The sequence below is a fragment of the Bacteroidota bacterium genome (assembly GCA_013696965.1).
GTDB lineage: Bacteria > Bacteroidota > Bacteroidia > JACCXN01 > JACCXN01 > JACCXN01.
This window is the reverse complement of the sequence record JACCXN010000071.1, coordinates 1-13,915: the sequence shown is the minus strand read 5'-3', so window position 1 is coordinate 13,915 and position 13,915 is coordinate 1. Positions and strand designations below refer to the sequence as shown.

General features: G+C 33.5%; 10 protein-coding genes. 6 read left to right on the top strand and 4 right to left on the bottom strand.

The window, feature by feature from the left end:
* Both H0V01_10835 and H0V01_10830 read left to right on the top strand, forming a co-directional pair.
* Positions 1-539: tetratricopeptide repeat protein (locus tag H0V01_10835; GenBank protein MBA2583865.1), on the top strand; the 539-nt coding region annotated here is incomplete at its 5' end.
* Positions 509-1,165 (top strand): hypothetical protein, encoded by a 657-nt coding sequence (locus H0V01_10830; GenBank protein ID MBA2583864.1) that lies wholly within the window; start codon positions 509-511, stop codon positions 1,163-1,165. The genes H0V01_10835 and H0V01_10830, both read left to right, overlap by 31 nt.
* Before the next feature lie 589 nt (positions 1,166-1,754).
* On the opposite strand, the gene H0V01_10825 is transcribed toward H0V01_10830, so the two are convergent.
* Positions 1,755-1,916 (bottom strand): hypothetical protein, encoded by a 162-nt coding sequence (locus tag H0V01_10825; GenBank protein MBA2583863.1) that lies wholly within the window; start codon positions 1,914-1,916, stop codon positions 1,755-1,757.
* A gap of 671 nt (positions 1,917-2,587) precedes the next feature.
* On the opposite strand from H0V01_10825, the gene H0V01_10820 reads away from it, so the two are divergent.
* The 4 genes from H0V01_10820 (at position 2,588) to H0V01_10805 (ending at position 11,858) form a co-directional block, all read left to right on the top strand.
* On the top strand, positions 2,588-3,460 hold the full coding sequence (locus tag H0V01_10820; GenBank protein ID MBA2583862.1) for a T9SS type A sorting domain-containing protein: 873 nt from the start codon (positions 2,588-2,590) through the stop codon (positions 3,458-3,460).
* Between the two features lie 11 nt (positions 3,461-3,471).
* Positions 3,472-7,803: a T9SS type A sorting domain-containing protein gene (locus H0V01_10815; GenBank protein MBA2583861.1), complete on the top strand. Its 4,332-nt coding sequence runs from the start codon at positions 3,472-3,474 to the stop codon at positions 7,801-7,803.
* Between the two features lie 672 nt (positions 7,804-8,475).
* Entirely contained in the window at positions 8,476-8,694 is a 219-nt protein-coding gene (locus tag H0V01_10810; GenBank protein ID MBA2583860.1) for a hypothetical protein, read from the top strand.
* Positions 8,695-9,236: 542 nt separating this feature from the next.
* On the top strand, positions 9,237-11,858 hold the full coding sequence (locus H0V01_10805; GenBank protein MBA2583859.1) for a tetratricopeptide repeat protein: 2,622 nt from the start codon (positions 9,237-9,239) through the stop codon (positions 11,856-11,858).
* 221 nt (positions 11,859-12,079) lie between these two features.
* Here the strand turns inward: H0V01_10805 and H0V01_10800 are convergent, their stop codons facing one another.
* Genes H0V01_10800 through H0V01_10790 form a run of 3 tightly spaced genes read right to left on the bottom strand, consistent with a single transcriptional unit; the run spans position 12,080 to position 13,582 of the window.
* Positions 12,080-13,030, bottom strand: a complete 951-nt coding sequence (locus H0V01_10800) for a HipA domain-containing protein (protein ID MBA2583858.1) — start codon at positions 13,028-13,030, stop codon at positions 12,080-12,082.
* Entirely contained in the window at positions 13,023-13,355 is a 333-nt protein-coding gene (locus H0V01_10795) for a HipA N-terminal domain-containing protein (protein MBA2583857.1), read from the bottom strand. Before H0V01_10795 ends, H0V01_10800 begins: the two co-directional genes overlap by 8 nt.
* On the bottom strand, positions 13,352-13,582 hold the full coding sequence (locus H0V01_10790; GenBank protein MBA2583856.1) for a helix-turn-helix transcriptional regulator: 231 nt from the start codon (positions 13,580-13,582) through the stop codon (positions 13,352-13,354). The genes H0V01_10795 and H0V01_10790 overlap by 4 nt, the downstream gene beginning before the upstream one ends.
* Positions 13,583-13,915 lie beyond the last annotated feature (333 nt).

Here is a 13,915-nt window from a genome sequence, read left to right as displayed (position 1 = left end):
CCTCATTAAAGATAGACGAAGAATTGGGGGATAAAAAAGGTATTTCCGTTTCTTTAAATAACATTGGAAATATTTATTCTTATCAGGGCAATCACCCCGAAGCGCTTAAAAATTACCGGGCCTCATTAAAAATAAGGGAAGAATTGGGGGATAAAAAAGGTGTTTCCAGTTCTTTAAATAACATCGGAAATGCTTATTCTGATCAGGGCAATTACCCCGAGGGGCTTAAAAATCTCCTGTCCTCATTAAAAATAATGGAAGAATTGGGGGATAAAAAAGGTAATGCCAGCACTTTAAATAACATTGGTGGTGTTTATTCTATTCAGGGCAATTACCCCGAGGCGCTTAAAAATTTCCTGGCCTCATTAAAAATAAGGGAAGAATTGGGAGATAAAAAAGGTATTGCCAGCTCTTTAAATAACATCGGAAATGTTTATACAAAAACAGGTAAGGCTGAGGAAGGGAAAAAATATATCCAAAGACTAACGAAAAGAGGATTTCTATCCCATTGCACGAATTTATTAAAGCTATTGGTTTAAATAATAAAGTATATTATAATCATGAACATAGTTTGATAAAAAATATATTTTATCCTACTCAAGGTAGTTCAGATCATTTTTTGAAATGCAGAATCCTTAAATACTTATATTCAAAATTTATAAATGGAGATGTCAATGATAAATTAGAGCAGTATAGTAAATTAACACTTGAGTTCGTTAATTTAGGTTGTAACGTTGGTATTGTTCAAAAAGAAATTAATGAATTACTTAAGTTTGGTTTATTGGAATCAGAAAATATAATTTCTGATACAGAGTGGAATCAATTACCTACTGAAGATTTTAATGTTAGTATTTCTTCAAAAGGTTACTACTATTTCACAAATCTTATAAATAGATTTTCGTATTTGGACCTAGTTTTACAAGACGTTCCAATATTTAATGTCACATCTTTTCAAAAACTTATAGCTATTTTTCCTAAAGCAGATGCTAAAGGGAAGCGATTTTTATTTGACCGAAAAAATGTAATAACAACTTTCATAAATTATTTAAAAGAAGAGGAATTAAAACAATCTGGTGAAATGATGAAAAGATATGGCAGTGTTGTTACTGAAATTGAGGAAGGCGGTTTAAATAAAGATTTTATTAAAATAAATGAATTAATTTAAAATATATACTAAATCAAAAAAGCAGGACCTTGGGTTGGCAAAAGTGCAATTTTTGCGCTGGGTGTATTCTTTTTTGTGGGGAGGGAAAAATACATAAAGCACGAAGCGAAGGGCTGCCCTGAACTCTCTCTTAACTTCTTACAATTATCCAAAAAGCTGACTTGATATTGATAGCTATTGAAACGGTGCATTTTGTATTGTAAATAAAATATGTGAAATGTTGATTGGATTATTTATGGTAAAGAGATAAAAATATCCATATGTGAAAGTCCTGTGTAAATGCTGGCCGACCCTTTATAAATTGGGAATGGGTATTGAATATTAATGACATCCTGAGAATTATTTTCTACATTTAATATACTTTCTGGTCGTCTTTTATTATCAGAACTATAATTAGAATCTCGATATTATTGAACGTTAGCAGAGAAAACCACCATGAATAAAAAATCAGGAAATAACTGCTTCATTTTCTTTTTTAATTAAAAAAACAAAGGTTATGCCAGTGAATTTGTTTTTATCTTGGGTCGATGCTTTAAGTTAGAGAGGTAAGTAAAAATGTTTCACCATTGTTTCACCTATCACCTATCACCTATTCATCAAATGTATATTGAATATCAAGTAAGTATATTTTATCGGTGAATCTCTTCGGCTCCACCTTAAGGGAAAGCACACCAAATTCGGTGTGTTTTTCTTTTTTACGGTCTCCGTGTCCCTTGTTATTACTGCTTATTAGAGCTAAGGCCTTGTTCATCTCGAGAGTTCGAATTGAGTTTTTATCAAAAACCAACTTTGAGGAAAAAATCGAACTCACAATTCGTTGTTTGGTTGCTGTATCCCTTTCTTGATAATACTTTCCAAGGTTTGAAAGAAGTTCGATACAATCATCAATTTTTTTGTCAAAATTAAGCAGACCTTTATTTAAAGTCGTTAAATCACATGTAAGTTTTACGATTTTCTCATCAATTCAAACTTCATTTATTTGTATTCGGTTGGAGAAATTTCAGCATCTAACATTAAAAATTTTGCATTTTGAATTCGTTGCTTGTGCTTTTCTATATCTTTATTTACTTTATCTATTTCTTTACTTTCCTTCCGTATTATTTTTCTTTAACTTATCTTTTAAAATGGCAGCGAAAAGTCTTACACTTCCTGGGTTTGCAAAGCCAGCCCTCCTTACAATAGTAAAAGAGGCATTTCTCCCAACTGAACTTTCTGCAATTTAATAAATAGATATAAACTTTAATATTGAAAATTCAAATAGAAAAGAAAATATAATTTTAATAAATGAAGTCTTCCGTAACCTCTGTTATTCCTATGAATATTAGTTTAATATAGATAAATAGTATAGTTTTATTGATGATGTTGTATTTTTTACATTACTTTGCTTTTTAATAAAAATAATATTATACTCTGAAAATATAAATGAAAACATTAATAACAATTATATTATTTTTTTGTATTGGTTTAATTTATTCTCAAAATCCAGCCTGGAATTCTAAACTTGTAGTAAAACATCCAACAGGTATCATGGATACAGTTTGGTTTGGACTAGATGTAAATGCAGCAAATGGATTTCAATCAGGACTCGATTCTCTTAATACTGATCTTGTACATCCAATAAGCATTCTTGCTCAAGACGAACTAGTAAGACAAGAATTTAATACACCTTATTGTGGAAATTTAAAACGAGATTACAAGGCGTTTAAAACTGGGGTTGTGGAATATTTTTTTTATTTAAAGAGTGACTCTTTTCCAGGTACCTCTCAAATTGATCCTGTTGAAATAATATATGATTCTCTTGATTTTTATTACAACTACCAGAATTATAAGATAACTATGGTCAGAATGTATTCTGATGGTGGTTATTTTAGTGGTATAGACAATGACATGTGGGATTTATACTGGGAAAATGACACAATTACCAATTCCAATAATATAGTACCATTGATATATGAATATACTCCTTGGGATTGTAGCTCTAATGATATGATTATTGAATTTAGAATGGAAGTTTGGATAAGCCAATATGTTGGAATTGAAGAATTGGAGAGCGCAAAACCAGTATTATGCCCAAATCCTTCAACAGGTCAATTTAATGTTGCTTTTACAAAAGGATTTAAGGGCAGAATTTCTATTAGTGATTTCTTTGGTAGAATCGTTTATGAAAAAGAAACTCTTGATCTTTTAAACGAAATTAACCTTGATATTTCCGAATTTCCTAAAGGTATGTATTTTTTAAATACCTATAATTCAATAAATGAAATTGTTCATATTGAAAAAATAATCCTTAATTAATAACTTTAAAAATGACAAAAAGAACTCTACTTCTTATCCTAGTTTTAATTGGAATAAATTATTCATTATTTGCTCAATTACATGATCAATGCCATACGGATGAAACCATGATGGGTGCTGACAATGACCCCTCTCGAGCCAATTATTCTCCCAATGGGAAAGTACATACACCAAAAGGACATTTGCATGGACTTATGATTTTTGTAAATTTCACTGGTGATACTATTAATGATAATGGATGGACAGACAACATTCCAGATTGGGCTAATCAAAATGACAATGAAATGTTTAATTCAACAATAGCTAATATAGGCAATAAAATAAATGTGAGTTCTTTTTTTAAAGCCATGTCCAATCCAGCTAATCCTTTTTTGTTTACTGCAGACGTTTTTCCTGAACAAATAATTGTAAATCGTGGATCTGAACTCAATATTAACTCTTCAGTCTTCCAGTATCTTTCAACAAACTATCCCAACTATAATTGGGGAAAGTATGATAACAGAAAAAATAAAAACAGCTTTAGTATAGACAATAGCAGTTCTAGCCCTGATAATATTTTAGATTATGTAATTTTAGTATACAAAGGTGGAGGCGGTTATCAGGGAAAAGCAGAAATAGTTTCAAATTCTAGTACCCCACATACGCTTAGCACTAATTTTGGAGGAGTAAATAAAACATACATAATAGGTAGTGGATTTACAGCAATAAATTCAAATAATACTAATTTTAGAAATTTCTTTTATCACGAATTTGGTCACACTTTGTATGATGCTCCACATACTTATGGTCCTAATGGAGTAGTCGGGAATAAGTTTTATTCAAGTAATGGATGGGGGATGATGAATGGAGCTAATGCATTTCATACGGCCAATGCATGGGAACGTTGGTATTTAGGTTGGTTAGAGTTAACAACTGGACCTTCGCAAATTATTAGTGACATAAATTCTCCTGCAGACCTCCTTCCCACCAATGGTTTTTTTATCTTAAGAGATTTTGTTACTACAGGGGATGTTGTGAGGGTAAAAATACCTTATACACAAAACCAATATCTTTGGATTGAGAATCGAACAGGCGCTACTGTTTATGACAATCGTGATGGATGGGCACATGATGGAGTAGAAGACCCCCTGCCAAACCCTGCTCGTGGAATAGTGATGTTTATTGAAAATGTTGCTGGAGAAAGATCAAAAACAAGTGTCTTTACTTCTGGGGCAAATGGGCTCAAAGTATTAAATGGATCAGGCCATTTTGATTATACTCATTCTGCCCTTCCAACTCTACCAGAATTTTGGTGGGGTAAAACTCATGTCTATGATTTTAATAAAACCTCCCCAAACCCATTTGGCCCTCATCATAACGGTTCAAATATTAGAAGTGATTTTTATACCCGTGTAAATACGATTAGGGATTTCACCTCAAATGATGGAATTATAGAAGTAAATTTGAACCCAAATAATCCAGCAACAGTAACTTCTGAACAGTTTGGAGTTTTGGTTGAAGGTGGAAATAAAGTTTATGGACCTTTTCTTCCAGATATAGCATTTCCAGTGGGAAGAAAAGCAAGCATTAGTTCCAACCCTGCAATAATCAATTTACAAACCTATGATTTAAATACAAGAAAACTTTCGCCAATATACCTACATGGACTTTCTGTAAGGATTGTCTCTAAAACTTTTCAGGATAATTCAATAACTGTTGAGATAAAATATGATGATTTTAATATCAATGAAAATACTAGATGGTGTGGCGAAATTATACTGCCTCCTAATCCTGACCAATTCTCACCTTCATTAATTGTTAACGCTAATAAACACCTTACTCTTAATAAAACTGAAACACCAAATCGAAATACACTCAATACTAACGGTGATTTTTTTAATCCTACTACTTTAACAGTACAATCAGGGGCATTTATAGAATTAAAAAACAATTCAATTCTTGAAATTAAAGAAGAATCTACTTTTACTTTTAAAAGTGGTAGTAAGTTATTGATTGGTGGCGGTGCTTCATTTATAGTAAGGGAAGGAAGCAAGTTGATAATAGAGGAGGGTGCTCAAATTATTGTAAGTGATTTTGGCAAAATACTTATTGAAGGAAGTGAGAGTGAAATGCATTATGCAAACAGTAGTATCCAGTTGGCTTATGCGAATTCTATACTAGAAATTAATAAAGGGAAACTATTTGTGGCTGCAAATACAGATTTTACTTTTACAGGCGAAGGATTCATGCGATTCATTTGTGATCAAGATAATATGATTATTGGTGGAATCGGATCAAGATTTATTGTAAATGGTAGTGGACAAAACAATAAAAAAATAGAAGTTTTGGAAGGTTCGCTTAAAATGATATTACAACATAGTCACCCTTATCTTTCTAAAGGGTTTCCTTTGACAATTAAAAATGCTTCAGTTCACTTAGGGGAGGGGGCAAAAATAGTATCAAATTCAATTTTGAATTTAAACAATGCAAAGTTTACTTCTACAACAGGCGCAAAAAATTACCATTATGGTCTACATGCATCTGTCGATTTGGATCACAATATCAGTAATGTTATTTTTGAATACGGTCAATATGGAATGTATTCTGTGTTAGCTAAAAACACCCATTCTAATTATGCAGAAAAGATTAATATAAGAAATTGTATTTTTCGCAATAATGAAATTGGACTTGTAACAGTAGGGCAGGGGGCAGATTTAGAATTTGTTCAGTTTTCCAATAATTCTGTCCGAGGATGGTCAGCTGAAGGAATGACAATATCTTCTGATTTTAAAAACAGTAGTGTACAAAATAGTCCAATTGGTATTAATTATATTGGAGGGCCTACAGCAGATTTGAACATAAATTATTCTTCAGTATCAAACTCAACGGATAAAGGAATTGCATTTTATGGTAATGCATTATTGAGTGTAAATTGCAGCAATATTAATTCTGCAAATAATAATTTCAGTAAAGGTATTTATTTAGCAGATAAAGCATCTATTAATATGAGTCCCTCACTTTCTCCTTCGTCTGGGAAGTCTATAGTGTCCGGTCATACTTCAATTTATGGAGGAGAATTATTTATTTCAGAAGACAATGGTAATAGTGTTGGAAAAGTAATTACAGCAGGTGCTGCAAATGAATTATTTCTTGAGGATGGTCGAAACGACCTTAGACCAAAAAGCTCTCAGGGCATGGCTATTAAGGGACATTTTAATTTTGATTCATGTCCTAGTTCAATTTCAGCTACTTTTAATAAATGGAATTCTTTTAATAGTAGCCCTGTAAATGGTGTTGATTATCATGTCCGCTCTCCTATTTGTATTAATACTAATGTAACTATTATTGACAATAATCCAGGAAGTGCATCATGTCCTGCTATTGGAAGACCTCGTATTCGCCCTGCTTTTTTTTATAAAGCAATGGAAATTGCGGAAGCAAATCAGGGAGGCCCCAACTCAATATTTAAGAAATTTGAAAGAGGTTTAAATAAACTTGATCAAAATGATTTTATTTCTGCAATAAATGAATTTAAGGATGTATTATTAGTAAATGTTGCTCAACCAACGCCTCTTGCTAAAAAAGTAATTGGGCTTTCTTATCAATATCTGCATTATTCTGTTGGAAAAGCCTATTCAGAGGGATTGATAACCAATTCAGGTTCTCAAATGAATTCACAAATTGAGAGTCTCATTTCAATTCAAAATAATAAGATTAATAAGGCTATTCTTGAATCAGATTTTAACACTCAATATTCAGTCAAGGTAGATAAGGCTAAGACTCTTGTATTGGCTGATAAAAGAACAGATGCATTGGCTCTTTTTTATGAAAATTATTTGATTGCTGATTCAAGTAATTTTGCAGAACTTGACAATTGGATATGTATTGTAAGTAAGGAGCAAGACTTGATTGATGGAAATATTGAATTAAATGATTTTGCGGAGAACTTAAATTATTGTCAAAATCAACTTTCTTCCTCAAATAGAGTTAAGAATGAAGATGATCAAGAAAGTAAGAGAATAAGTGTAAAATTATTGGCAAAAAATGTAGAAAATTCAAAAATATCAGGTTCTATAAAACCCCTCGAAAACAAGGATGAGTCCTTAGAAGAAGCCAATGTTTTAATTAAGAAACCTGTTTTTAATTTATTTCCTAATCCTACAAGTGGTAAATTCACAATTCAAGCTTCTAATATTCATACAATTCGAATTTACAACCTACTTGGAAACTTTATTTGCGAATATAAACCTAATACGGACTATTCTCAATTTGAAATAGATTTTACAAAAAATGCAAAAGGAGTTTATGTAATAAAGGTAAGTGGAGAAAATTACAGTGAAATTAAAAAGCTTATCCATCAGTAATCTTTGTAAGAAAGTTTGTTGGTTTTTTAACCAGATATTTTTCCGTGTTTTGGCCAGTGGGAAAGCAAAATAGACAGTGCGTATATTAAGTCCTACTGATACATTTCATACAATCCTGCAACAAAAATTAAGAACCATCCTTTGGATATATATTTAATGGGGATATTTATTTCCGTTGCCATGGTGTTGCCATTCATAAATTCCATTCAATGGAATTACACAAAACCGACCGAATTTTACAGCTCCTTGAAAATATGGTTGGAATCAACTGTATCACCAATGACAAGTATCTAGGGCTTGTAAATGCTACCAATTTCCCCATCTTTTACCCAGTAAGGTATTAAGCCCATCTTTAAAGATTAAAATGACCTTGTGTTGTAATAACCGGAAGTTTTGGATCCTCAAAACCGGAAACGGCATAAAATGGTTCGAAAACTCTTCTTCCCATTCCAGGTTAAATTCCTGGCCAATCGAAAAAATTTCTTTTCTAGATAATTTAGATTAAAAATAATAGCAAATGGTGCAAATTCACAAGAAACGAGTGCTTTAAATTAAATAAAAAACCACCCTTTATATCAGTTTTTTTAGTAAAAACCCATCTGTTAACTATCCTATAACTTTTAAAGAACAGAGTTCTTGTTCTGAAATAGGTTTACACTAAAAAAATGTAAAATGAACAAAAAAATCATTCAAAAATCGAATCGACTTTTCAGCGAGTCGGAGAAACATGAAATTATAAAAGAGCTGTTTGCAAACCAACTAATCAAACAGGCAATTTGGGAGAAATATACAGGCGAAAAGCAGGAGCATGGCCAGTTGCTCCGCTGGATGAAAAAGTTAGGTTACAATACAAAAAATGAGTTCATATGCTCCAGGATTCTATTTTATTGAAGTAAACCAAAATGGAGAGTTAAAAAGAATGAAAGTGATGAAGAATTAGTAAACCACAAAGCTAAGTAAAAATGTTTCACCATTGTTTCACCTATCACCTATTCATCAAATACAATAAATTGAATATCAATTAAATATATTTTATCGGTGAATCTCTCCGGCTCCACCCAGCGGGACAAGTCCAGATTTTTGGAAAGTTGTCCCGCTTTTATTTTCCCATAACCTTTGTTAATCAAGAGAATCCGAAGAAGGAACTCACTGATTCTGAGAGTTCGACATTTCATATGTAATAATTATTCTTTCCATTACAAACAAACTTTTCCGCAAATATCGAACGCAGTAAACGGGCTTTTAAGTCTAAATCACTTGATTTGTAAAGGTTTGATAAGTTTTTGCCTGATTAATTCCTTTGTGAAGCAGGTTTTCGATTCATCGCCTTCCTCCGTGAAATTGCCCAATTGCTGTTTTGTGAACGCTAAAAATGTCATAAAACAAACCTATGCAAGATCAGAATTAATATATTTACGATAAATTCTTCCTTAGTGAAAAAACTTTTGTTGCTTATTTTTTTGTTTTTTTCTGTGCAAACTTTTGCACAGAATGCCGCCATTGACTCCCTTAAAATCCTGCTGTCAAATGAGAAAATGGATACCACCAGTGTTAAGCTGAATAATGATATTAGTAGGAAATTAATTAATGCAAGCGATTATGAAAACGCTCTGAAATACGCTAATGATGCTATAAATCTTGCTAAAATATCCTCCTTTTTTGCAAAGGGGGAAAACCAAAGGGGGGTGCAAAAAGGTATTGCCGTTTCTTTAAATAACATCGGACTTATTTATACTTATCAGGGCAATTACCCCGAGGCGCTTAAAAATTACCTGTCCTCATTAAAAATAAGGGAAGAATTGGGGGATAAATTCGGTATTGCCAGTTCTTTAAATAACATTGGATATATTTATTCTAATCAGGGCAATTACCCCGAGGCGCTTAAAAATCACTTAGCCTCATTAAAAATAAGGGAAGAACTGGGGGATAAAAAAGGTAATGCCGGTTCTTTAATTAACATCGGACTAATTTATACTAATCAGGGCAATTACCCCGAGGCGCTTAAAAATTACCTGTCCTCATTAAAGATAGACGAAGAATTGGGGGATAAAAAAGGTATTTCCGTTTCTTTAAATAACATTGGAAATATTTATTCTTATCAGGGAAATCACCCCGAGGCGCTTAAAAATTACCTTGCCTCATTAAAAATAAGGGAAGAATTGGGCGATAAAAAAGGTATTGCCAGTTCTTTAAATAACATCGGAAATGTTTATTCTTATCAGGGCAATTATCCCGAGGGGCTTAAAAATCTCCTGTCCTCATTAAAAATAATGGAAGAATTGGGGGATAAAAAAGGTAATGCCAGTACCTTAAATAACATTGGAGGTGTTTATTCTATTCAGGGCAATTACCCCGAGGCGCTTAAAAATTTCCTGGCTTCATTAAAAATAAGGGAAGAACTGGGGGATAAAAATGGTATTTCCAGCTCTTTAAATAACATCGGAAATGTTTACACAAAAACAGGTAAGGCAGAGGAAGGGAAAAAATATATCCTTAAGTCCTTACAGCTTTCTAATGAAATTGGGGCATTGGATATTGTTGTGAAAAATTATCAAGCCCTTGCCCAAGCCGACAGCGCCCTTGGAAACTATCAATCCGCTTTAGAAAACTACAAGCAATACATACTATACCGCGACAGCCTTCTCAATGAGGAAAACACCAAAAAAACCATGCAGCAGCATATGCAATTTGATTTTGATAAAAAAGAAGCAATAGCCCTGGCAGAATTTGAAAAACAGCAACAACTCTCAGCAGCAGAGCTTGAAAAGCGCAACATCCTGCTTGTAAAGAACAAACAAAGCCTAGTGATACTCGAGCAGGACAATGAACTGAGAACTCTTGCCCTGGCGCATTCCACTGCAGAACTCAAACAAAAAGAAAGCTTTTCGGAAAATCAGAAAAAAGAAATAGAACTGCTCAACAAAGACAATCTGTTAAAACAGGCCCAAGCTGCAAAGAAAGAAGAAGAGCTAAAAAAACAACGAATAGCCACCTACGCTGCAGCCGGAGGAGGAATGCTAATACTGGTAGTTCTGGCATTTGCATTGAAAGCCTACAGGAACAAAAGAAGATCGAATCTGATTATTATAAAACAGAAGCAGGAAGTAGAAAAGCAGAAAACTGCGGTGGAACAGCAAAAACAGGTAATCGAAGAAAAACAAAAGGAGATACTGGATTCCATCAACTATGCCAAGAGGATCCAAACAGCCATTTTACCACCACAGCGTATAGTGAAACAGTACCTTCCTGATAGTTTCATTATATACAAACCAAAAGACATTGTTGCAGGGGATTTTTATTGGTTGGAAACTGTTCAGTTAAACGATGAGAAAATTATCGGATTAGCTGATGGGAAAAGAAAGCTAGAAGATCATCAGCAAATTAACACATCAGCTAATCAGCTAATTAGCACATCAGCACATCAGCAAATTAACACATCTTCCATTCAGCAAATTAACACATCATCTAATCAGCTAATTCTTTTTGCTGCTGCTGATTGCACCGGTCATGGTGTTCCCGGAGCTATGGTATCGGTAATCTGCAACAATGGCCTGAACAGAAGCGTAAGGGAATACGGAATTACAGACCCGGGCAAAATCCTGGATAAAACAAGAGAGATAGTAATACAGGAATTTGAAAAAAGCGATGATGAAGTAAAAGACGGAATGGATATTTCACTGTGCGCTTTACAAGGCAACACCCTGCACTGGGCGGGTGCCAACAATCCTCTTTGGATTATCCGCAGCAATGAAATTATAGAATACAGGGCCGACAAACAGCCCATAGGAAAGTATGCAGAAAACAAACTTTTTACCACCCATAGCATAGAACTTCAAAAAAACGATAACCTCTACATTTTCACAGATGGTTTTGCTGATCAGTTTGGCGGTGAACAAGGCAAAAAATTCAAATCTGCTAATTTTAAAAAACTGTTGCTTTCCATCCAATCAGAAACAATGGAACGACAGAAAGAAATTATCAGCGAAACTTTTTCTTTCTGGAAAGGCAGCCTTGAGCAGATTGACGATGTATGTATTATAGGCGTTAGATTATAATACATAAATCGTCAATCCCGAACTTGCTTCGGGAATGATGATGTGTGTGTGATCGGTGTGAGAATTTGACGAAGTCAAAGAAGAATCCCGATCTTCGGGAATAAAGCCATCCCGATTGCAAAGCGTATCTGGAGTGTGATCGGTGTTGGATTTTGATTTAATACTGGCCCTTAGCTTTGATAAATGCCATAACTTTTTTTCTGCCCCTGTGCAACAAATTTCTATTTTGATATTGCTATGTATCTTTCCTCTAAAAGTACCCGATACTTTTCTTTGAGCTCATTTGATAAGAAAGAATTATCAATCCATTGGATTGCAACAGGTTTATTATTTATGAACCGCTTAAATACACCTTCAATTTGTTTCTCGTTTAATTCTAATACTTTTCCAAGCCACTCAAAATTTTCGCGTCTTAATTTTTTCTTTTTTCCTTCAATTGTTAATGCAAGCTCCTCTTTATCATCAGGATTAACAATCACAACATTCAATAGATCGTAGGCAGGAGCCAATACCCATTTAGCATCACTTTTAATCATGGAAAAATTTTTAAGATGCATGTCATTGTTGCCCGTAAGGAAACTAAAAATGCTTAATTCAAAAAAATATAATTTGTCTAATAAAGTATCGCTTGAGTATTCTCCTATTGCTTTACCAACTCTTTCCATAGAGCTTTTGTATTTATCAAATGCTTCCAGCACTTGAAACATATCCAACATGTGAATTTTTTCTCCGTTTTTTGTCCGGTCAATTCGTTTAGTGATGTAAGATAACTCCCCCGATTGCAAACGTATCAAGCTTGAATTCACTGTATGTATTCCAAAAGCTTCTGCCATGCGCATTGTTGCATGTTCATTCTGCGGCATTTCAGGGTAATGTTGTGATGGTGGTTTAAAAATATAATTTCCACCTAAAGCTCCAACAACCGTTAAACGACTTTTGTTTCCATCTCCCATAGTATCTTTTCCCAACGACAAGGACAGTTTTGGTTGCACACCTGGTACAGCAACACTTCGCTCCACAACATCCTTAGCCAACTCCGACATTTGATTTAATGAATAAGGTAATAAAGGTGCTGTTTTTGTTCCGAAAAACGCTAAGCTGCACTGGATGTGAAAATCACTTTCATTTTTTTTCTCCAGCTCTTTATAACAGTATAAACATTTCTTATTCATCTTCTTCTGGTATTGGTTTAACGCCTACTGCTCCAATGCAATTATGACAACAAGCCAAAAGCAAACCCATGCGATCATTTTGATTTATCTTCCAGTTTTTTGATGCAATATCCAATAGCCATCCTTCGGGAATTAAGCCTTCAAAAAATGGGAATAACCGATTTTCGCTATAAATTTGTTCAGTAACCGGCATAGAAAAAGTAATAAATTGATCAGGATATTTTGCAACATATTCTTTACCATACTGGAAAGTGTAACGTCCTTCGTTGGTTTCAATTAGGATACCGGCAACTTCATCTTTATAATATATTTCTGCTCTCCTCATGGTTTTGAATTATCTTTTTTTAATGATAGTTCTTTACTGCTTACGGGAACTAATAAATGCCCAAACATTTTAAGCACTTGGTTTACCTTTTCCAGTTTTACATTTTCTTTTCCTTGTTCAATTTTTCGTACGATAGTTAGTGCCACGCCAGCCCGTTCAGCGAACTGTTCCTGAGTAAGTTTGGCTTCTTTCCTTTTGTTTTTTACAAATTCGGCTAATGTCTTCATTATATGCGATCGCATTGATTTTAGACAAATATACGGAATTATATGCGAACGCATATAAAATGTTGAAATAAACATAAATTATATGTGATAGCATATAATAATTTAATAAGACCATCGATAATCCGGCAGACAATAAAGAATGACAATAGTTGACTTACAGCCATACCAAAATGTCAAGTATTCTATGTTATTTACTTGACAAAAAGATGTCTTTTACAGAATTTTTAAGCTGTGCAAAAGATTCTATGACAAAATAGTTTTCCTGAAGAATATCAGTCCGGAAATCCTGGGAAATGACTTTTTCTATATCAAATTTATGCTTTACCGAATTTG